The sequence below is a fragment of the Bacillus sp. FSL R9-9530 genome (assembly GCF_038008145.1).
Classification (GTDB): Bacteria; Bacillota; Bacilli; order Bacillales; family Bacillaceae_G; genus Bacillus_A; species Bacillus_A mycoides.
This window is the reverse complement of the sequence record NZ_JBBOYO010000001.1, coordinates 176,269-199,742: the sequence shown is the minus strand read 5'-3', so window position 1 is coordinate 199,742 and position 23,474 is coordinate 176,269. Positions and strand designations below refer to the sequence as shown.

Here is a 23,474-nt window from a genome sequence, read left to right as displayed (position 1 = left end):
CCCTCTTATAACACATGATGCAATTTCATATAAAAAACTTGATATGTTTTACTTTTATTCTACGCTTGTTTCTAAAGTTAAATCTGTATAGGCATTATCCTCACCTATATTTAAGATTACTTCACATTGACGTAATCTCAATTCAAAGAGCGTTATAGGATCATGATAAACTTCAGGGTTTGATTTCATTTTATGCAGTTTATCTTGTTTTTCTTTTATTTCTAAATGAGTGTTTTTTACAGCTTGTTCCAACGAGCCAAATGGATTTCTAAAGAACATATTAATATCCCGCTCTTGTGTGTTTTCAAATAGCTCAAACTGCAAGAAAAATTTCTTCATAATAGAAGCCGTTACATCGGTATAATCTTCATTTTCTAAATACTGTTTGTATTTGTTATATAGCATAGCTTTATTTTTAGGAAGAACTCCAAATAATTTACCGGCACTTTTCAGTAAAAATTGTGCTGGCGTAAATCGGCGTAAAATATTTACTTCTTCCATTTGTATTCTAGTTGTCATTCTATCAGTATCTCTTCGCCAGTCATCAATTACTTTAAAGTCACATTCTAACTGTATTCGATTTTCTCCAAATAAAGAATTAAGTCCTTCACTGGTTTCTGCTAAGTACAATTGACTTTGAAGGAGCTCGTTATTAGAAGTCGCAATCCAATTTTGCATCGAGCGAGCAAGATTAGGTAATACAGTTTGTTCTAGATATTGTTGCACCCTTTCATTCATCGCTGTATTTAGTTCAATATCAATGTGCCCAAAATCACTTTCTTCACTAATTAAATCGGAACAACTCTGCAATAATTTCGGAATATGTTCTGTAAGATCATTAGTAATTTCGTTTTTCATTGTACGATATGTTTCTGTAATTAAATGAATTTTTTCCTTCTCAAAAGCAGTAAGGTTATTAATACAAGCATTTAGTTTAACTAACATATCTTCATTCCAATTAATAGAATCCACTAGATTATTTTCCCTCTCGACGCGTTTATCCAAAAGATATGTAATTGTTTTTCGAATGAAAAACAATAGCTTTTCAGTACGTTCTGCATCGATATTTTTATGGTTAAAGTTAAAATGAATAAACTCAGTTAAATCGTTTAGTTGTTTACTATTTGTATATAACGAAGAATAAGGGAAAACTCTTGCATTAGGGAAATATGTATTTATTCTCACTTGCGTATCTTGTATAACTCTTTTTGCTTCTGCTTCATTGTAAATGTTATCGATTTTATTTAATAAGAAATGAACTTGTAGATTTGGTGTATGTTCTTGGATACTTAATAGAATGTCACGTTCTTTGTCAGTAAAAGGTGAATCCGTATTCAATACGAATAATAATTCATCTACAGAGTTTAAATATTCAAACACCTCATCTCTCGCGTCATTGTTCCTATTAAAGCTAGGTGTAACAACGAATGTAAGTTTATTTTTACTTAAAAACCTGCATGGTAATTTAAATTCAACACACGCTCTATCTCTATATGTTTGACGATGCACTGCCATCATGTTATGGAAATCAGAGAAATTCTCAGTTGTTGTAATTTCCGAATCTGTTATAGCGTTAATTTCTGTATAAGCGTCATTTTTAAAAACAACTACATTTGAGATTGAGTTTTCTAATATATTTTCTCCTAAAATAGAGTTAATAAATGAAGCTTTTCCGTTCCCTGAAGTTCCAGTTACTAATAGGCGATTTGTTCTTAAATCTGCAAGCTCACCAACTAACCAGCTAAATCGGTTACCCATTTCTAAATCATGTTCTTGTGCCCAGTGTGTAATAGATTCAAAAAGATGTAAACTATACTCTAAGCCATTCACATGATTAATAGAATATGACAGTAGGTCTTCTGCATCTTTTATATCCGCTGAATCTATTTTAGAAGGAAAAATCTCATCCCATGCCAATACTGCTGCAGATGGAAATACAGCATGAGATGGATTGACTACCTTTAACCAATTTGTTAACAGGTTTGGAATGATATCGTGTAATTGTCTAAGCATATATTGACCTTGAATTAATTCAAAGTATGTTTCTTCGTAAAGAGAAGAAATTTCGTCCCATATATCGGACGAATGTATTTCGATATGTATGAAAAATTCATTTATTGTGTTGAGCCATAATAAGTAATTTTGTTCATCTTTATAGCTGTGCCAAAGTGATGAAACAATTTGCGTAAATTGTACTTGATCTACATTATTTAATGTAACTAATACTTTATAAAAATAGTCTGGTGAAATATTTTTAGTAAATCCTTTATCGATATATTCTTTTAGAACCTCAAACCACGGATAAGATTCTGTTCGAATTAACTCGTTCACAGCAAGCTCTACTGCACTATCAAAATCTTGCTGTTCTTCATAAAAGGAACGGGCAATTGTTGTGACGTTTGGATAATCGGGATTTAAAGAAACCGCTTCTTTTATAACAGCGAAAGCTGAATCAAAATTATTTTGCTCGATGTAAAGAGACAGTAATTGCAGTACAATTTCAGTCATAAGTATTTTATTATCAGTAGTAATGGAAGTATACACGTTTTCAGCAACTGATAATTGGTTAAGTTCGAAGTAAGCATCCGCAATATTTTTTTGTGCCCATGGCGCTAATTCATTACTAACTTTCTCCCATTTAAAAATAGCTGCTTCAAAATCTTGATGGTGATAATAAAATTCACCTTGTGCAAAACGAATATAAGATCCATCAGAAATCTCATTTTTTTCTTCGTTTACATAAGCTTCTCCAAGTACTTGAAGAGGTGGGTGTGTTTCATTCTCCATTAGGAATGTTTCATAATACATCTTTTTTATTAATTGTTTTTCTAATCTCATCTTTTCCCCCACTATATCTCGAAAATACATTTTTGAGATATGTCAATACTTTTTTGTATGTATGCTTTTTATCTTAACAAAGAATTCCTTTTGAAAAATTTCATTTTCCTTTCATTTTTCAAGTAAGATTGAATTTTTATGAGAAAAGTTTCAGTTTTTTTTCAATTCCCTTTCAGTTGTGAAACAACATTAAATGTTCCTAATAACCTAATAACACTATAATATTCCACATTATATTATCAGGAAAACTATATATATATTACATTATAAAAACAATCTATAACGAATATATATGCAAGATTCCCTTCGCTAATAAATAAAAGAAATCATTATAATATATTTCTCACATTGTTTTCCTTTGAAATATTTCAGTAGTTACGTAATTAAATTCCATTAACCTATATAAATAACTAGTCCAAAAAAAATCTATATGCATATCATGTTATAGTAAAGAATTCAGGAAATCCTAAAAAGGAGGCATTTTCATGTTTGAAGATAAATCTAAAATAAATTACCCATATGAATTTACTGAAACTACAACAGTCCCTCTAAAAAACCCCATCAATAAAACTTTCAAAAACGGCTCTGGTACACATAACTTCCCAATTAAAAAGCATTATAAAGAGCAGGTTTTATATACTGAAAAAATTAATAATAATAAAAATAAATAAGAATCTATATTTGGCCATGCATAGTTATGTGTTTAATAATGTAGAAATCCTTATTATACAATTTACGTACCTTTAAAAAGTGCTGATATACGGCGCTTTTTTATACATAGATAATAGAAGCACAAAAAAGGTATGGATATTTTCCACACCTTTTTTGTGCTTTGCTATTTATAAATGGAGTAGTACGTCCATGTTTATTTTACCTAATAGCACTTTAATGGGCCTTCTAGAAGAAATAAAAGCTAGTTTAATGAAAAAATAAGTTTCTTAGCCAATGCCCCTGCCCCTACCAGCAGAATTTTACTGGTAGGAGTCATTGGATTGAATTTATATAATACCTTGAATATTTTGCGTCTATTTTTTCTTAAGGGGTATTTATTCGGGTTACTTATTAGATTATCAATTATATTCCTTCCGATTCCTACTTTTTATAGGTCATTATTGCTCTATTATATATATTTGAAAATTTACTAAGCGTTGTTTCAAAGCTACTTAGTTTTCATAAAATATTTTTTGTTTCCGTTGGAACGGATAGGCTTTAATCTCATCTGTATCTAAATTTTCATGAAATAAATGAATGGCTATAATTTGTCTACAATCGTAAGTATGATAATAATATGTTCCGGACTCCATACACATTACGCTTGTATAAATGGTATTATCTAATGCACCTTCTTCTGTTATTACTCCGCCTTTAGGAACCTCGCAATTTGATAAGATATGAAAAAGGGCCGATACTCCCTCTTCTTCACTATCTATACCTTGAATGTTTTGTTTGCCATATGCTGCTCGCACAAACCTTGATGGCGGGGTGAAATCCCCTGGAAGTCCCATTGAACCTGAGCCCTGACCAAAAGCACTTAATGGTACATTACTCCACTCTGTTGGCGCGAATGGCTGCGATTTAAGGCCAATATATTGTCTTAAATTTTGTAAATGCCAACTAAACTCCGGACTATTCGTCATCACTCCTAGTGGGTTGTCATACATTTTTAATCCTTCATTTGTTGGCTCCAGTACAATGCAATCTCCCCATTTATCCGCTAAAATCCAATGGAGTGGCGGCGTAAGTCCTAAATCCGGTAATGGTATATCCAAAAAGGTAATGCTATCTACAGATTTCTTTAACTCTTTGACAGAATTGAATTGTGTGAGACTCCAAGTCACAAAATCAAATGGAGCCAAATTCGTTTTGTTATTATCTATACTTTTACTATAAGTAGCGAATCCTGGAAAATAGAGTGTTGCACATGTCATACCTGCTTCATTTACTCCGTCCGCCATAATGACCCTTCCTTGATGATTAATCCCCATTCCGACCGTAGCATGTTTCGTATTAATGATTTCACCAGTTATATTATTCCACTGGTAATGTCGAGGAATGATTATTACTTCTTGATTCAAATCTAATGTAAAATCCATCGTTCTTGCAAAAAGGTGCTGACCGTTTTTTGTCTGTAATGTCAAACTAGTACACATAAAGAACACCCCATTTTATGGTTTTATATACACTTTACATAATTCTGATAAATCTGTAAATTAAAACCCCTTTCCTTACAAAAAAATGAGGAAGCACATATAAATTACAAATAGGTTATCTCTAGTTTATAAATGAATTTTTAAAATATAGTTGCAAAAGAATTATATTAAAAAGGAGCGACTTGTTACTATCGCTCCTTTTTATTTCTCTCAATATTTTATTAAAATAACTGTAGAGAACATTGCTATTACATATTTATTTTAACACATATAAATAATACTAGGCACTTTCAAACCGTTTCAAATAACTAGGAACGAACTTTTTCTCTTTGGACATTAATCCTACATAACCCTCTTAAACATCTTCTCCAACTCATAAGTAGAATGATGCACCAGAATCGGTCTTCCATGCGGACATGTGTATGGATTTGTTGTTGTACGTAGTTCTTCGAGTAAAGCGAATATTTGATCGTTCGTTAAATATTGATTTGCTTTAATTGAAGCTTTACAGCTCATCATAATCGCTGCTTCTTCGCGTAGTTTTTTTATGTCTACTTTTTTCAGTTTTACGACTTGCTCCATCATTTCATCAATGATTTCTGTTTCTTGTCCTTTTGGGAACCACGTTGGATGCGAACGGACAATAAAGGATTGATGGCCGAATTGCTCTAAAAATAGTCCGACTTTTTTTAGTTCTTCCAGCTGCTCTTCGACACGTAAAAATTCAGTAAGAGATAAGTCAATACGGTACGGTACAAGTAGTTCTTGTACTTCTTGCGCTACTCTTCCTACTTTATCACGGAAATATTCATAATTGATACGTTCCTGCGCTGCGTGCTGATCAATCATATATAACCCATTATCATTTTGAGCGAAAATATATGTTCCGTGCATCTGTCCAATTGGATAAAGCGGCGGTAAGTCATTACCGTTCATTTCAATCTCTTCTATCTCCCCGACTTCTTCTTCCAATTCCTCTAATTCAAAATCGTCATCGTTGCTAGTCCATTCCTTTTCCTCCCGAACCGTTTCCGGCTTAGAGGATGGCTGCCAGCTTTGCTCTTCTCTTACGAGTGACTGTGGTGGTTGCCATTCTTGCTTCGGCGGTTGCCACAGTTGTGCTGGTTGTTTTACAGTCGTTGTTTCTTCTTGTTTCTCATCCATTCCTGTTGGTAAAACGATGTTAGGCATAGATGATTCTCTCGGTTTTGTATGCTCAAACTTAAACTGTTCTTGCACACTTTCATCTTTTTCTTTTTTCTTCGTTGTTACACCAGCATCTGGAATGAGTTGTATTTTTTTGAATGCCGATTGCAATGTTTCTTCGATAAGCTTTAGCAATTCTTGTTCTTTACTAAAGCGTACTTCTAATTTTGCTGGATGTACGTTGACATCAACAAGCATTGGATCCATTTCAATTGATAAGAAGCCGATTGGGTATCTTCCGATTGGCAATAACGTATGATATCCTTGCTGAATTGCTTTCATTAATACAAAATTTCGAACGTAACGGCCATTTACAATCGTTGACATATAGTTACGCGACGCTCTCGTTACTTCTGGTAATGTTACATAACCTTTAATTGTAAAGTCTAGAGACTCAGCTTCAATCGGAATAAGCTTCTTCGCAACTTGAATGCTGTAAATCGATGCAAGTACTTGTCTTACATCACCGTTTCCTGATGTATGAAGCAATTTCTTTTCATTATGAAACAGTTTTAACGATACTTCTGGATGTGACATTGCAATACGATACACGATATCTGTAATGTTCCCAAGCTCTGTATGAATCGTTTTCATATATTTAAGGCGCGCTGGTGTATTAAAAAATAAGTTTTGTACAGTAATATCTGTTCCTTTTCGGCTTGCCGTTTTCTCTTGTTTTATAATGTCTCCACCTTTAATACTAAGGTGTGTACCAGGCGCATCACCTGTGCTCGTAATTAACTCTAATTCACTCACTGAGGCAATACTCGGCAGGGCCTCTCCGCGGAAACCGAGCGTTCTTATACGAAATAAATCATTTTCATCTTTAATTTTACTCGTTGCGTGTCGTTCAAATGCAACGATACAATCTTCTTCAGCAATACCATCTCCATTATCGATGATGCGAATCTTCGATAATCCAGCTTCTTCTAAGTGGATTTCAATAGATGTACTATTCGCATCGATGGAATTTTCCACGAGTTCTTTTACAACTGAGGCAGGGCGCTCTACTACTTCCCCTGCCGCAATTAAGTTAGAGAGTTGATCATCGAGTTTGCGAATTTTCCCCATCTACTTACTCATCCTTTCTTTAACTTTTTCTGTAAACGATACAGTTCATTCATCGCTTCTAAAGGCGTCATATCGAGTAAATCAATCTTTTTAATTTGTGCAAGTACTGCCGTTTCTTTTGCATCTAGAACTGACTTGTCTTGTTTTTTCGAAGACTGTTCTCCACCAAAGAATGATAATTGCGATTCTTCCTCAGTCTCTACTTTCGTCTCTTGTATTTCTGCTGGTTCTTCTTTTACAACAACTGGTTCTGGAGCGACTTCTGGCACTTTCACTTCTACTCGTTTCGGAATAACAATTTCTTCCTGTCCTTCTAGTTGTGCTAACACTTCTTTCGCGCGAGCGATTAAGCTCTCTGGAAGCTCGGCAAGTTGAGCAACGTGAATTCCGTAACTTTTATCAGCCGCTCCATCTTGAATTTTATGAAGGAAAACTACTTTTCCATTCTCTTCAATTGCTGAAACATGTACATTCTTTAGTTGGTCTAAACTTTCTTCTAACACTGTTAATTCATGATAATGTGTAGAGAATAATGTTTTCGCACCAATTTGGTCATGAATATGTTCAATGATTGCTTGCGCAAGTGCCATACCATCATACGTAGATGTACCGCGTCCAATTTCATCGAATAAAATTAAACTTCTCTCTGATGCATTTGCAATTGCATTTTTCGCTTCTAACATTTCAACCATAAATGTACTTTGACCTGAGATTAAATCATCCGCTGCACCAATTCTCGTAAAGATTTGATCGAAGACAGGTAATACTGCTTCTGTCGCTGGTACAAAACAACCAATTTGTGACATAACAGTAACAAGTGCTAATTGTCTCATATACGTACTTTTACCAGACATGTTCGGTCCTGTAATTAAAAAGACATCCATCTTCTCCGGCATAATACAATCATTCGGTACATACAATTTCCCGTTCAATACTTTTTCAACGACAGGATGACGACCATCTTTAATAAAGATTTCGCGCTTATTTGTTAAAACAGGTTTTACAAACTGCTCTTCTTCACTAACTGTCGCAAAGCTTTGCAGTACGTCTAGTTCACTAATTACTTTCGCTAAATGCTGTAATTTCGGAATGAATACTTTGACTTCTTCGCGAAGCGCTGTAAATAAATCGTATTCTAATTGTACAATTTTCTCTTCTGCTTCTAAGATTAATGTTTCTTTTTCTTTTAATTCATCTGTTATGAAACGTTCAGCATTAGCAAGCGTTTGTTTACGCTCATAGCGCCCTTCTGGAAGTGCTCCAAGATTCGCTTTCGTTACTTCAATGTAGTAACCGAAAATACGGTTGTACCCGATTTTTAACGATTTAACTCCTGTAATATCACGCTCTCGTTTTTCAAGCTCAGCGATCCACGTTTTCCCGTTTTTACTAACGTAACGATATTGATCAAGCTTGTCATTATAACCGTCTTTAATAATATCTCCATCTTTAATAGAAAGCGGTGGGTTTTCTTGAATACTTCTTCCTAGTAATTCAGTTAAGCTCTCACATGGATCCGCACCTTGAATTAACCTTGCAGCATAAGCATTATCTAACAGACTAATCGCTTCTAAAATAGCTGGTACTTGCAGTAAAGAACGTCTTAATTGTAATAAGTCCCGTGCATTTACATTACCAAATGCAACTTTCCCTGCTAAACGCTCTAAATCATATACTTCTTTTAATTTTTCTTTTAAATCTTCACGTAAGAAGTAATCATTTACAAATGTTTCAACCATTTCTAAACGCTCTTCTACTTTTTCTTTTTGGATTAGCGGACGTTCCATCCACTGTTTTAACATACGACCACCCATAGCCGTTTTTGTTTTGTCTAATAGCCATAATAATGATCCTGTTTTTTCTTTCGTTCGAAGTGTTTCTGTCAGCTCTAAATTTCGCTTTGAATGCACATCAATTTTCATAAATTGATTCGTGTAATAAATTTCTACTGGTTGCAAGTGATCTAACGAACGTTTTTGTGTTCTTATCACATAGTTAAATAAGCGTCCAATTGCTTTAATTAATTTTGCTTGGGAAACACTTTTCACAAGATGTTCTAATCCTTCTGGAATAGTTATTGTATCTTCATACGAAATCGTCATTTTTAATGTTTCAGTTAACTTATTTAATTCATCTTTTGAAAATGTAGAATCTACAACAATTTCTTTTGAACCAGTCGCATACACTTCTAATAAAATATCTTCTACTGAACCAGTTAATAACGTCACTGTATTTTGTCCAGTCGTTAAGTCATTACAAGCTAGCGCATAAGATCCATCTTCGAAATGTGTTAATGCTGCTAAGAAGTTATTCTCCTTCTCGTCTATTGTACGCCCTTCCATCATCGTTCCTGGCGTAATTAGTTGTACTACTTCACGACGTACTACACCTTTAGCTGTTTTTGGGTCTTCCACTTGCTCACAAACAGCTACTTTATATCCTTTTTCAACAAGTTGTTCAATATAATTTTTAGCTGCATGATGCGGTACACCACACATCGGTATACGTTCACTACTACCACCATCTCGGCTCGTTAATGTAATTTCAAGTTCATGAGCTGCTTTAACCGCATCTTCAAAGAACATTTCATAAAAATCACCTAATCGGAAAAATAAAAAGGCATCTTGATAGTCTGCCTTAACCTTTAAGTATTGCTGTATCATAGGCGTATATTGCGTCATGTCTTTCCTCCATAATTCTTACATAATAATCTATATTCATATATGTCACACTTCACGGACATCCATATCTCCTATTCCAGGAGTCTTTCCTCATTATAGCACATTTCATAAGGAATCATGTTCATGCAGAACCACTTATGTACTGTAAAAAGCTAGGAAGAACTTCTCCCTAGCTTTCTCTTACTCTTCTTCTGCATCGACGATAAAGTTCGGATCTAATTCTTCAAACTCATCATCATCGACTTGGAAATCCTCGTCTGATTCTACGCAACCTTCAGGATTTACACTTACACAAATTTTCGTTTCCCCAACTACTTCTGTTACAAATTCACGTTCTACCGTCACAACAATTTTATTACCATTTGGCGATACAAGAGCTTCTAAACAATTTGGCGGCTGAATTACACGAGCGATAATTTCTAAATCGTCACCAGAGAAGTTTTTATCACGATACCCAATACTTACTTCATCATTGTAGTTAACACGTTCTGTTACAACTTCAGTCTTTGTGTTTCCATCAAATGAATACCAAGTGTTTACATCATAGAAACCTTCAATTTCCACATGTTTTCCATTCTTTCTCGCTTCGTACGAATGGTTAATTACCCAGCACCCTAAAATACTTGTTGGCTCATTATTCGATTCACATGTATGCGTTGACTTTGTATACTTACGTCCTTTTCCAACCACTGCTTTTGTAATAATCTCTCTAAATTCGGACATTCGTAACCCTCCTCAATCACTATTCACTTAATCATATGCGTGACAATAGCGGAATGTGTCATTCTTTTTTTTGAGAAGAATTTCCGATATAACCCACTAAAAAAAAGAGATGTCAATAAGACATCTCTTTAACAACCACAATTTCCTTTTTTACTTTCTACTGCTGCACCAGTTTCACCCTTCAACACATCGCCGCCAGTTGAAACTAATATTTCATCTGTTACATTGTTAGAAATGGTACTAGCAACTAGCTGTAGTAAGTCATTTACATACGTTTGTGAAGATTTAAACTCCTGTACAACTGGGATATTATCTAACTTATCTTGAAGTGCATCAATTTCAGCTTCTACTTTTTTCAAAGCTTCCCATTTCCCATAATGTTGCAAGTTTACTGCTTGCTTTTGCAAAGCTTTTATTTCATCAATTGCTCGCTTTACATTTTCATTTTTATGAATTTGTGCTTCTGCTCGCTTAAAGAAATCGACTTCTTCTGTTTCAGAGATCATTTTCGCTAATTCTTTCGCTTGCTCAACAATTTCATCTTTCGTATATACTTTCATCTATTATTTCACCTCAATCGGCTCCTTAACCAATTCCCCGTTAAGAGACCAAGTTTTTGCTTCCGTTATTTTTACTTTCACAAGCTGACCAATTAAAGATTTTGAAGCAACAAAGTTTACAAGTTTATTCGTACGTGTATATCCCGCAAGTACTTCAGGATTATTCTTACTTTCTCCCTCAACTAATACTTCTACAATTTGACCTATATAACGCTTATTCTTATTAACTGCATATTCATTCACTAGTGTATTTAAGCGTTGCAATCGCTCTTTCTTCACTTCCATCGGAACATTATCTTGCATTTTTGCAGCTGGTGTACCTTCACGCGGAGAATAAATAAATGTAAATGCCGTATCAAATCCTACTTCACGATATAACGACATCGTCTCTTCAAACTGCTCATCCGTTTCATTTGGGAAACCAACGATAATATCAGTCGTTAGCACTGCATTCGGAATGGTTTCTTTAATTTTTCGTACAAGCTCTAAATAGTGTTCTCGCGAATATTTACGCGCCATAATTTTAAGCATATCTGTACTACCAGATTGAACCGGTAAGTGGATATGTTCTACTAGGTTACCACCTTTTCCAAGAACATCAATTAAATGATCATCAAAATCACGTGGATGACTCGTTGTAAAACGAATACGCGCGATATCGATTTTACGAAGTTCATCCATTAAATCGCCAAGACCATATTGTATATCTTCAAAGTCTTTACCGTATGCGTTTACGTTTTGTCCAAGTAACGTAATTTCTCTATAACCGTTCGCAGCTAGATGGCGAATTTCTTTAATAATATCTTCTGGACGTCTGCTACGCTCTTTTCCGCGTGTATACGGTACAATACAATATGTACAAAACTTATCACAGCCATACATAATATTTACCCAAGCTTTAATATCACCACGACGTACTTTCGGAAGGTTTTCAATTACATCCCCTTCTTTTGACCAAACTTCAACTACCGTCTCTTTTGAGAACATTGCGTCCTTTAAGATATACGGTAATCTATGAATATTGTGTGTACCAAACACCATATCTACATGCTGATTTTTTTGCATAATTTTATTTACAACAGATTCCTCTTGAGACATACAACCACATACACCAATTATAAGATCCGGATTTCTTCGCTTTAATGATTTTAAATGACCAAGTTCACCGAACACTTTATTTTCAGCATTTTCACGAATTGCACAAGTATTTAATAAAATCACATCTGCCTCTTCAGTTGAAAAGGTTGGCTCATATCCCAGTGTTGTAAAAATCCCAGCCATTACTTCTGTATCATGCTCATTCATTTGACAGCCATATGTACGAATGTAAAACTTTCTTCCTGCGCCAAAATCGCGAAACTCTTTAGGTAGGCCAAAATCTCTTTCAATTTTAACTTCTTCTTTCCCACGCTTTTTCGCCAATTTCAAGGAAGGTGGTTGGTATACACTTTCAAAGTATTTACTATAATCTTTCTCTTCTTTTTTCGTAGAGGAATTTGCTTGTCGACTTGCTAATCGTTGTTGCTCGTTCATCGGTAATCTCCTTTCACCCTTAACTATACACACACTCTGTAGTCCATTTTAATGCGCTTAGACCCATCTCAATGATGTTAGATAGCATGAGAGATAACTTGCCCTTTGAAACTTGAGTAATCGATCTAATCATCCGTAAGAATGAAGTCTTCCCCACACAAATAGACATTCCCTTTTTTTATTTCATCTTGTCCTACCCAAAAGTATATTGCTTTATCCCTATACACATTATCATAGTATAGAGCCTTTAGCCAACTTTAACGAAGAAGGCTTCTTATCCTATATTTCATTTCACAGTTATTGAACATGCTATTTTTATACAACGATTTATATATTATTTTATCATTCTGAATTTTCTAAGTAAACAAATCTATTAATTATTTTTATTCACTCAAAAAGAAGGTTACCAAGCGGCAACCTTCTCTCCGATTATTACATAAATTCAGCAACAAGCTCATCAAACATTTTCTGATCCATATTCAAATCAGCTTGCACTAAAGGTTTTTCACTATAGTCTTTTACAAGCTCTTGGTAAGAAGGCTGCTTTGTGTTTTGATAAATTAAACCTGTTACTAACCCGTTCTTTTCCATTAATGTTTGCATAGCCATCATGCGGTTAGATGGATCATATCCTTCTACTGTACTTAGTTTCGTTAAATTCTCTTTAAACCAATCATAAGTATTTACTTTATTATAAGTAACACATGGACTAAATACATTAATTAATGAAAAGCCTTTATGGTTAATACCAGCTTCAATAATTTGCGTTAATTCTTTTAAATCACTTGAAAAGCTTTGCGCCACAAATGTCGCACCAGCTGTTAAAGCCATTTCCATAACATTTAGTGATGGTTCAATTGAACCTTGTGGTGTACTTTTCGTTTTAAATCCAGCTTCACTACGTGGTGAAGTTTGCCCTTTTGTTAATCCGTAAATTTGGTTATCCATTACGATGTACGTAATATCAATGTTACGACGAATAGAATGGATTGTATGTCCCATACCAATCGCAAAACCATCACCGTCACCACCGGATGCAATAACTGTTAAATCACGATTTGCCATTTTCACACCTTGTGCAATTGGAAGAGCACGTCCATGAATACTATGCAAACCATATGAATTAATATACCCTGAAATACGACCGGAACAGCCGATACCAGAAATAACAGCTAGCTCATCTGGATTTAAACCAACGTTAGCTGCCGCACGCTGAATCGCAGCCTGCACCGAGAAGTCTCCGCAACCTGGGCACCAGTTTGGTTTTACACTGTTACGAAAGTCCTTAAATGTTGCCATTTAATACAACCCCTTTTTTACATTCGTTGTAAATCTCTTTCGGCAAGAATGGATTTCCATCGTATTTTAAAAGACTAGAAATTTTCTCGCCATTGCCAAGATTCATTTTCATAATGTTAGCAAGCTGACCAGTTGCATTGTTTTCTACTACTACAACACGCTTCGCTTTTTTCACAAGTGGATCGATTTCAGCTGTTGGGAACGGATGAATTAAACGTACATGGGCATGGTTTACTTTCATTCCTTCTTGTTCTAAACGCTGCATTGCCTCTTCGATTGCACCACGAGTTGAGTTAAAGCCTACTAACAATACGTCTGCGTCATCATGCTTAGCATTTTTGTAAATAGGGGTATTAAACTGTAAATTCGCCATTTTACGGAAACGTTTGTCCATTTGATCTTTACGATTTAACGCTGATTCAGATGGTTTACCCGTTTCATCATGTTCTACACCTGTAACATGGTGAATACCATTTTTCATACCAGGTAAAACACGTGGTGAAATTCCATCTTCTGTTACTTCATAACGCTTGAAGTATGCTTTATTTTCACGTTCTGGTAATTCTACTTCTAAATCAAGCTTACCACGACGAATTTCCACTTTATCTAACTTAAGTGGTTCTACTGTTTGCTTTCCTAAAGAAAGCTGTAAATCTGTTAAGAAAATAACAGGCACTTGATATTCTTCTGCTAAGTTAAACGCTTCTACAATATCATAGAAAGCTTCTTCAACTGTACTTGGCGCCATTACGATTTTTGGAATTTCACCATGTGTTCCGTAAATCATAGCCATTAAGTCAGACTGCTCTTGTTTTGTTGGTAAGCCCGTACTTGGACCACCGCGTTGTGTATCAATGATAACTAGCGGTGTTTCAGTAATACCTGCTAAACCAATTGCTTCCATCATTAAAGAAAGACCAGGACCAGCAGATGCTGTTAATGTACGAACACCAGCGTAGTTTGCACCGATCGCCATTGTACAAGCTGCGATTTCATCCTCAGTTTGGATTACTGTTCCGCCGACTTTCGGTAACTTTTTAATTAAATATTCCATAATTTCAGATGCAGGTGTGATTGGATATGCAGACATAAAGCGAGCGCCACCAGTTACCGCACCAAATGCGATTGCGTCGTTTCCAATCATAAACATGCGTTTCTTACCGTCAGCTTTTTCAAGCTGCATCATGTTTACTTTCTCACCAAGCAATTCTTTCATGTATTGAGAGCCGCGTTTAATTGCTTCCATATTCTTTTGAACGACTTGCTCTCCTTTACGACCAAAGATTTCTTCAACAACCTCTAAATAAGCTGTTTCGTCTAATCCTAATACCGCACTAGATGCCCCAACAGCAACCATATTTTTCATTAAAGATGTGCCTAATTCTGAAGCAATATCTGTAAACGGTATCACATATAGATTTACATCTGTATTATCAGGTATTGTCGGATTAAATTTCGCATCCGCAACTACAATTCCGCCCGGACGTAGTTCGTGGAAGTTAAAATCAATTGTTTCTTGATCAAAAGCAATTAAAATATCTAAATCATCTGAGATCGCGCGTACTTCTGTTGTACTTACACGAATTTTATTATTTGTATGGCCGCCTTTAATACGTGATGAGAAGTGGCGGTAACCGTATAGGTAATATCCTAATCGGTTTAATGCAATACAGAAGATTTCCCCTGTACTTTCAATTCCTTCACCTTGTTGGCCTCCAACTTTCCATGAAAGTTGACTAATCATCTCCTACACCCCTTTTGGCTGCATTCATTGTAGTGTATTTTTTTACAGTATTAGTTTAGCATTTTTTATGCAAATAAACTACAATGGACGCAAATTATGCCTCTTCTGTTTTCCCTGAATCTTTAGTATAATGCTATTTCGTTTACCATTCTAGTATTAGGTCTTAAAAAAATCAATAAATTCAAGTGAATTTATTTTAATTCTTCTGAATTTTTAAAACATATTCTTTAGAACGTTATACAGTCAACAAAATTTTTATACAAAAATCGTTCTACAGTTGATTCATTATACTTTTTACACAGTTGATTAATTATATTTTCATAATCCCTATATACTTCTACACCTACAACAGTTTCTAAAATCCCATCAAAATCAGAACCGAATCCTATATTTTTTTCTCCACCTAATGAACAAATATATTCCACATGCCTTAATATATCTGCTATATTCGCTTGTCTTTCATTCGTTAAAAACTGCGGTACGAAAGTAATACCAATAATGCTATTTTTCTTTATAAGGGCTCTTATTTGTTCATCGGTTAAATTGCGTGGATGCCCACAAAGTTGATAACAGTTTGAATGAGATGCAATTGGGTTTTTAGCAATTTCAATAACATCCCAAAAGCTTCTTTCATTTAAGTGAGACACATCGGTCCATAAATGTAACGTATTAAGTTCTTGTACAACTTGTCTACCAAATGTAGTTAAACCTGCTCCACGTTCCTCTAGCGCTCCATCAGCTAACAGATTGGCATAGTTCCATGTCAATCCAAAGGAACGTACACCTAAGCGATAAAACAAACGTAATTTCATCTCTTCTTTTCCAATTGCTTCGCATCCTTCTAATGTTAATAATGCTCCAATCTCGTCCTGTTTTAGCATGTTAATATCGTTTTTTGTCTGAATAAACTTCATTCCTGGTAGCGATAGAATTTCATTATGAAAAATATCTATCATTTGCAGCGCAACTTCAAAACGCTTTTCATACGCTACTGTTTCTGGTATATATATAGCAAAGCATTGTATACTTCCTTTTCTTTTCATTAATTGTTCAAATGTAATATGTAATTGTGAATCGTTTTGAAAGTCTTTTTTTCCCTTTGCACTCCATAACTGAAAGAGTACATCGCAATGTGCATCAAAAATTTTCATTTTCATTCCTCCATTACAAAAACAACCTGTTTGCATACATGCAAACAGGTTGTTTCAACTTAACGAGGTTCTACAATTAATTTTATCGCTGTACGCTCTTCACCATCAATCATAATATCTGTAAACGCTGGGATACAAATCAAGTCCAAACCGCTAGGCGCTACAAATCCTCTTGCAATTGCTACTGCCTTTACCGCTTGGTTCAATGCACCTGCACCAATAGCTTGAATTTCTGCTGTTCCGCGTTCGCGAATAACACCTGCAAGTGCACCAGCTACAGAATTAGGGACCGACGTTGCTTTAACTTTTAATATTTCCATTCCGCGTTTCCTCCTCGTTTCTATAAAAAGTAATAGCAATTATTTCACTTTAACTTATATTCACGAGGAATGGCACGTATTCCTGCTAAATTTCTGTAATTTTTCTAAAAAATTAAAATATAACGAATTCTCTAACTTTTCGTTAAAAATCAGTCAAAAAATGGCTGGTCATCATTAATTAAAATGCGCTCAATTTTCTTTGCTTTCCCTGTATTAGGATCCACATCAATTAACACTGCACTTAATTGTGTTCTACCATTCGTCACTTCAAAACGCACTGGTAAGTTCGTTAAAAACTTCTTCAATACCGCTTCGCGATCCATACCTAAAATCCCATCATATGGGCCTGTCATACCAACATCTGTAATATAAGCTGTTCCGCTTGGTAAAATACGATTATCAGCTGTAGGAACGTGTGTATGTGTACCTACTACCGCTGTAGCACGACCGTCTACATACCAACCTAACGCCTGCTTCTCACTTGTTGTTTCAGCATGAAAATCAACAAAGATAATGTTTGTACGTTTTTTTGCAATACTGATTAACTCATCCACTTTACGGAATGGACAATCAATTGGAGGAAGGAAAGTACGTCCTTGTAAGTTAATAACTGCAACTTCTGTTCCATTACAATTTACAAAGATAAGCCCTTTTCCCGGCGTTCCTTCTGGGAAGTTAGCTGGTCTTGCAAGATATTTTGCATCATCGATAAATTCAAATACTTCACGGTTATCCCAAGCGTGGTTTCCAAGCGTAACCGCTTGTGCCCCGCACTCTAAAAAGTTTCGATATATTTTTTCCGTAATTCCACGTCCACCCGCAGCATTTTCTCCATTAATAATTGTTACTGTCGGTGTATATTTCTTCTTTAATGCCGGTACGTACTGTTGAATCATGTCTCTACCAGGAGATCCTACTACATCCCCAACAAATAATATTCTCATATGTCTTACCCTTTCTATGTACTACATTTTTTATTACCATACTATAACCTTAAAGCTATTTCCTTACAACAGTTACAATTTATCTATTATAAGTTTCTTTCACTTGCATACTGCTCATAAATAATTTTCTTTATTTTACCCAATTCCAACACAAAAAAATAAAGTGGTGTTTCACCACTTTATTTTGCGTATTCCACTGCACGTGTTTCACGAATAACAGTTACTTTAATATGTCCTGGATAATCCAGTTCATTTTCAATACGTTTTCGAATATCACGAGCTAAACGATGAGCTTCTAAATCATCAATTGTATCTGGTTTTACCAGAATACGAACTTCACGTCCTGCTTGAATTGCGAAAGATTTTTCTACGCCTTCATAAGACTCTGAAATTTCTTCTAACTTTTCAAGACGACGAATGTAATTCTCAAGCGTTTCACTACGAGCTCCCGGTCTTGCAGCTGATAATGCATCTGCTGCAGCAACTAGAACTGCAATGATAGAAGTTGGTTCTGTGTCACCATGGTGAGATGCGATACTGTTTATTACAACAGGATGCTCTTTATATTTCGTTGCGAGTTCAACACCAATTTCAACGTGGCTACCTTCTACTTCATGATCGATTGCTTTTCCGATATCATGTAATAGACCAGCACGTCTTGCTAGTTTTTCATCCTCACCAAGCTCCGCTGCCATAAGTCCAGTTAAGTATGCAACTTCCATAGAGTGTTTTAAGACGTTTTGTCCGTAACTTGTACGGTATTTTAAACGACCTAAAATTTTAATTAAATCTGGATGTAAGCCATGAACACCCACTTCAAACGTTGTTTGCTCTCCGACTTCACGAATATACTCGTCCACTTCACGTCTTGATTTTTCGACCATCTCTTCAATACGCGCTGGGTGAATACGTCCGTCCTGTACTAGTTTATCAAGAGCGATACGAGCTGTTTCACGACGAATCGGGTCAAATCCAGATAGAATTACAGCTTCTGGTGTATCATCGATAATAAGGTCAATACCTGTTAACGTTTCTAACGTACGAATGTTACGACCTTCACGTCCGATAATACGTCCCTTCATTTCGTCATTTGGAAGATTTACAACCGAAACGGTTGTTTCAGCAACATGATCAGCTGCACATCTTTGCATTGCAAGAGATAAAATCTCTTTTGCCTTCTTATCCGCTTCTTCTTTCGCGCGAACTTCACTTTCTTTTACCATAACGGCAATTTCATGAGAAACTTCACTTTCCACTTTACCAAGAATAATTGCTTTCGCTTGTTCGCGGGTCAGATTGGAAATGCGCTCTAATTCTGTTTGTTGCTTTTGAACTAACTCTCCCACTTTGCTTTCCAACTCTTCAATCTGTTGTTGTTTCGCTACAAGAGATTCCTCTTTCTTTTCTAACTGTCGCTCGCGGTTATCGAGCGTTTCGTCTTTACGATCAAGGTTCTCTTCTTTTTGCATTAAACGATTTTCTTGTTTTTGTAATTCGCTTCTACGGTCACGAATTTCTAATTCAGCTTCTGTACGAAGTGTATGAATTTCATCCTTTGCTTCTAAAAGCGCTTCTTTCTTAAGTGCTTCAGCATCACGATTCGCTTCGTCTAGAATACGTTTTGCTTCATTAGCTGCACCATTAATCTTCGCTTCAGCAATAGACTTTCGAACAAAAAAGCCAACAACTGCACCGACTGTTGCAAGCAAAATGGAGATGAGTATCCAAACTGTACTACTACTCATGATTTCACCTCCCCTTGCTATGAATGAAAAAAGACTGTCGGCATGTACATTGAATTACAACGTACAGCAAAGACCGTCGTCCCGCTTTTTTAAGGGACTTTCTTCATTTCACAATTAAAATGTCATATTATTATTTCGGCAAGATTTAAGTCTTACTCCGAATATTACTTCTCTTCTTGAGAAGAGTATATCGTATATAAGAAAAAATATACATTCTCATTGTATCTATCGCAATTTTCATTGTCAAGCGTTGTCTACTTTTACTTTCTTTACCTTAAGCCCTGAATCTTATATGGATTTAAAAAACAGACAGCATATTATCCTGGAAAACCTTAGAAAATCCCAATTCATTCACTTAAAATATATGAATATTCCCCTTTACACATAGCCTTTTGGATAGAATAAATATTTTATCTCCAGCTATATATAACGCTTTCATAGTGGATTAAAAAATAAAAGACACGGGACCGTGTCTTTTATTTTTTAATCTTGACGAGTTGACTCTTCCGTGTCTTCAACACCAGAGTTTTCACCAATTCCGTGATGTTCACGAACAAAGAAGGCAATTTCTTCTCTTAAATCCGTATTCTCTTTTAAGAATTGCTTCGAATTTTCACGACCTTGTCCTAAGCGTTCTTCATTATAAGAGTACCAAGCACCGCTCTTTTGAACGATATCAAGTTCAGAAGCCATATCTAAGATTTCACCTTCTCTTGAAATACCTTCTCCGTACATAATATCAACTTCAGCAACACGGAATGGCGGTGCTACTTTATTTTTAACTACTTTTACTTTCGTTTTATTACCAACAATATCGTTACCTTGCTTTAACTGCTCAGCACGACGTACTTCAAGACGGACAGTTGAATAGAATTTCAACGCACGACCACCTGGAGTTGTTTCTGGGTTCCCGAACATAACCCCAACTTTTTCACGAATTTGGTTGATAAAGATTGCGATTGTTTTTGATTTGTTGATTGCACCTGAAAGTTTACGAAGTGCTTGTGACATTAAACGTGCTTGTAAACCAACGTGAGAGTCACCCATGTCCCCTTCGATCTCAGCTTTCGGTACAAGAGCTGCCACAGAGTCAATTACGATAATATCAACCGCTCCACTTCGTACAAGTGCTTCTGCGATTTCTAGTCCTTGCTCCCCTGTATCAGGCTGTGATAATAGTAATTCATCTATGTTAACACCTAATTTTTGTGCATATACAGGATCCATTGCATGCTCCGCATCAATGAACGCTGCTTGTCCACCTTGACGCTGTACTTCCGCGATTGCGTGTAATGAAACTGTTGTTTTACCTGAACTTTCAGGTCCATAAATTTCAATAACACGGCCACGTGGGTATCCGCCTACCCCTAGTGCCACATCAAGTGCTAAAGAACCACTTGAAATTGTAGAAATTCTACGCTCCGCTTGTTCTCCTAATTTCATAATTGAACCTTTACCGAATTGCTTCTCTATTTGTTTTAACGCCATATCTAATGCCGCTTGACGATCGCTCATTCAAAATTCCTCCTTAACTAAATTGCTAATCTTATTATACCTATTTTCAATTCAATTTGCCAACAAAAATCGAACATTTATTCGATTTTTTTATTTTATATCGAATAAAACTAGGTTTTCCAACAAAAAAAACTAGAAGAAATTTATATCTCTTCTAGTTTTTTAAATAAATGATAAAATCCATATTTTGTAGAGCGTTCTCTAATTTGTTGACGACTTCCACTTAAATTAAGCGAGAAGACTACAGCTGGTTCATCTTTAATCACCAATCCAATAAATACTGTTCCTGGTTCTTTATGCTCTGAAGCATCCGGTCCTGCCACCCCAGTGAAACTAATTCCGATATCTGCTTTTAACAGTTCCTTTACATTTTCAGCAAGATAGCGAGCACACTGTTTACTAACCGCGCCATCAGTACGTAACACTTCTTCAGGTACATGTAAAATTTGTTGCTTCACATCATTTTGATAACAAATGACACCGCCTTTAAATACAGACGAAACACCAGCATTTTCTGTTACTTGATTTCCAAAAAGACCACCTGTTAAACTTTCTGCACACGCTAAAGTTAACCCTTTTTCCTTCAATAGCCTTATTGCCTTGTAATGAAGGAAATCTTGGTCATATCCGTAGAAAAATTCTCCTACTCTTTCTAAAATCAAATCTTCCACATGCTGAATCAGTTTCTCCGCCTCATCAGCATCATGATGTTTGGCAGTTAAACGTAATGTCACTTCTCCATCATTTGCAAGTGGTGCAATGGTTGGGTTCGTTTGTCCATCAATTAAATCTTGAACTTTCACCTCTAATTGAGATTCCCCAATACCAAAAAAACGAAGAACACGAGAATAAATATTTTCCCCCGTTGTAAACTTACATAAAAAAGGCTCTACGTAACTTATATACATCGGCTTCATTTCTTTTGGTGGTCCTGGTAATAAAATATACACTTTTCCATTCGTATTTAATCCCATACCAGGCGCCATACCGTGATCATTCGCAAATACAGTCGATCCATTTAAAACGAGCGCCTGCTTTTTATTATTCTCCGTAAATTCACGGCCTGTACGCTTAAAATAATCGCTTATCGATGTTAATGCCTTTTCATCATACACAAGCTCTTCATCTAAACTAGACGCTATTGTTTCTTTCGTTAAATCATCTTTTGTCGGTCCTAATCCACCTGTAAAAATGAGCATATCAGCTCGTTCTTCAGCCAATTCAATTGCCTTCTGTAATCGCTTGTTATTATCCCCAACAACAGTATGGTAGTACACGTTAATTCCGATTGAAGCTAACTTTTCAGATAAAAACTGGGCATTTGTATTTGCAATTTGTCCAAGTAATAATTCCGTTCCAACCGCAATAATTTCAGCATTCATCCCAATTCCCCCATAAACTTCTATTTTGAGTTTACAAAAGCATCTTTATTTTTCCAGAAATAATCCCATCCTGAAATAACGGTAAAGAATAATGCAATCCATATGAAAATATCTGCAACTGGAATATGAAGTAGATTTAACGGTACATCATGTAATAAGTATGCTGCAATTGCAATAATTTGTGTCCATGTCTTAATTTTCCCTAGCTGATTTGCTGCAACTACTTCCCCTGTCCCAGCAAGTACAAGGCGTAAACCTGTTACTGCAAACTCACGGCTTATAATTACAATAACGATCCAAGCAGGTACATATTGCATTTCTACCAATGTGATAAGTGCTGCCGAAACAAGTAATTTATCTGCTAACGGGTCAAGGAATTTCCCTAAATTCGTTACAAGATTATACTTTCTTGCATAATGTCCATCAATCCAATCTGTAGCCGAAGCAATAATAAAGATAAGTGCCCCTACTAAATGTTGAATTGGTAACTCTACATCACCAATTATAAATGAGCCCCACTCAAAGGGCGCTAACATAATTACCATAAAAATTGGAATTAAGAAGATTCTAGATATTGTAATTTTATTTGGTAAATTCACAGCTATTCCTCCA

17 protein-coding genes are annotated in these 23,474 nt (G+C 35.5%); 1 reads left to right on the top strand and 16 read right to left on the bottom strand.

The genetic code is table 11. The features are described from left to right. Positions 1 to 54: 54 nt before the first annotated feature. On the bottom strand, positions 55 to 2,838 hold the full coding sequence (locus tag MKX66_RS00935; protein WP_002142837.1) for a dynamin family protein: 2,784 nt from the start codon (positions 2,836 to 2,838) through the stop codon (positions 55 to 57). A 485-nt stretch (positions 2,839 to 3,323) separates the two neighbouring features. Between MKX66_RS00935 and MKX66_RS00930 the strand changes: the two genes are divergently transcribed. Continuing rightward, positions 3,324 to 3,509 (top strand): hypothetical protein, encoded by a 186-nt coding sequence (locus tag MKX66_RS00930; RefSeq protein WP_000461142.1) that lies wholly within the window; start codon positions 3,324 to 3,326, stop codon positions 3,507 to 3,509. Between the two features lie 492 nt (positions 3,510 to 4,001). On the opposite strand, the gene MKX66_RS00925 is transcribed toward MKX66_RS00930, so the two are convergent. The 15 genes from MKX66_RS00925 to pgsA form a co-directional block, all read right to left on the bottom strand. Continuing rightward, positions 4,002 to 4,988: a choloylglycine hydrolase family protein gene (locus tag MKX66_RS00925; protein ID WP_002185086.1), complete on the bottom strand. Its 987-nt coding sequence runs from the start codon at positions 4,986 to 4,988 to the stop codon at positions 4,002 to 4,004. A gap of 342 nt (positions 4,989 to 5,330) precedes the next feature. Next, positions 5,331 to 7,265 (bottom strand): DNA mismatch repair endonuclease MutL, encoded by a 1,935-nt coding sequence (gene mutL, locus MKX66_RS00920; protein ID WP_340777249.1) that lies wholly within the window; start codon positions 7,263 to 7,265, stop codon positions 5,331 to 5,333. An 8-nt stretch (positions 7,266 to 7,273) separates the two neighbouring features. Beyond that, the gene (gene mutS, locus MKX66_RS00915) at positions 7,274 to 9,946 is read right to left on the bottom strand and encodes a DNA mismatch repair protein MutS (RefSeq protein ID WP_016100771.1); all 2,673 of its coding nucleotides are present in this window, start codon (positions 9,944 to 9,946) and stop codon (positions 7,274 to 7,276) included. A 180-nt stretch (positions 9,947 to 10,126) separates the two neighbouring features. Then, a complete protein-coding gene (cotE, locus tag MKX66_RS00910) occupies positions 10,127 to 10,669 on the bottom strand; it encodes an outer spore coat protein CotE (RefSeq protein WP_002014610.1) in 543 nt (180 codons plus the stop codon). A gap of 128 nt (positions 10,670 to 10,797) precedes the next feature. After that, positions 10,798 to 11,229, bottom strand: coding sequence for a RicAFT regulatory complex protein RicA family protein (locus MKX66_RS00905; protein ID WP_002033698.1), 432 nt, complete (start codon positions 11,227 to 11,229; stop codon positions 10,798 to 10,800). A 3-nt stretch (positions 11,230 to 11,232) separates the two neighbouring features. Continuing rightward, complete coding sequence (gene miaB / locus MKX66_RS00900; RefSeq protein WP_002014605.1) at positions 11,233 to 12,762, bottom strand: tRNA (N6-isopentenyl adenosine(37)-C2)-methylthiotransferase MiaB; 1,530 nt, start codon at positions 12,760 to 12,762, stop codon at positions 11,233 to 11,235. Positions 12,763 to 13,194: 432 nt separating this feature from the next. Further along, positions 13,195 to 14,061, bottom strand: coding sequence for a 2-oxoacid:ferredoxin oxidoreductase subunit beta (locus MKX66_RS00895; protein ID WP_002088040.1), 867 nt, complete (start codon positions 14,059 to 14,061; stop codon positions 13,195 to 13,197). Next, the gene (locus MKX66_RS00890; RefSeq protein WP_002014603.1) at positions 14,048 to 15,805 is read right to left on the bottom strand and encodes a 2-oxoacid:acceptor oxidoreductase subunit alpha; all 1,758 of its coding nucleotides are present in this window, start codon (positions 15,803 to 15,805) and stop codon (positions 14,048 to 14,050) included. Before MKX66_RS00890 ends, MKX66_RS00895 begins: the two co-directional genes overlap by 14 nt. A 227-nt stretch (positions 15,806 to 16,032) precedes the next feature. Next, the gene (locus tag MKX66_RS00885; RefSeq protein WP_341085295.1) at positions 16,033 to 16,956 is read right to left on the bottom strand and encodes a dipeptidase; all 924 of its coding nucleotides are present in this window, start codon (positions 16,954 to 16,956) and stop codon (positions 16,033 to 16,035) included. Between the two features lie 59 nt (positions 16,957 to 17,015). Then, entirely contained in the window at positions 17,016 to 17,276 is a 261-nt protein-coding gene (spoVS, locus tag MKX66_RS00880; RefSeq protein WP_000404341.1) for a stage V sporulation protein SpoVS, read from the bottom strand. A 149-nt stretch (positions 17,277 to 17,425) separates the two neighbouring features. Next, positions 17,426 to 18,220, bottom strand: coding sequence for a TIGR00282 family metallophosphoesterase (locus MKX66_RS00875; protein WP_002014601.1), 795 nt, complete (start codon positions 18,218 to 18,220; stop codon positions 17,426 to 17,428). A 179-nt stretch (positions 18,221 to 18,399) separates the two neighbouring features. Then, entirely contained in the window at positions 18,400 to 19,965 is a 1,566-nt protein-coding gene (gene rny / locus MKX66_RS00870; protein WP_002014600.1) for a ribonuclease Y, read from the bottom strand. Positions 19,966 to 20,448: 483 nt separating this feature from the next. Continuing rightward, positions 20,449 to 21,480 (bottom strand): recombinase RecA, encoded by a 1,032-nt coding sequence (gene recA / locus MKX66_RS00865; RefSeq protein WP_341085294.1) that lies wholly within the window; start codon positions 21,478 to 21,480, stop codon positions 20,449 to 20,451. A 143-nt stretch (positions 21,481 to 21,623) separates the two neighbouring features. Beyond that, a complete protein-coding gene (locus tag MKX66_RS00860; protein WP_002014598.1) occupies positions 21,624 to 22,862 on the bottom strand; it encodes a competence/damage-inducible protein A in 1,239 nt (412 codons plus the stop codon). Positions 22,863 to 22,882: 20 nt separating this feature from the next. After that, entirely contained in the window at positions 22,883 to 23,461 is a 579-nt protein-coding gene (gene pgsA, locus MKX66_RS00855; RefSeq protein WP_002014596.1) for a CDP-diacylglycerol--glycerol-3-phosphate 3-phosphatidyltransferase, read from the bottom strand. Positions 23,462 to 23,474 lie beyond the last annotated feature (13 nt).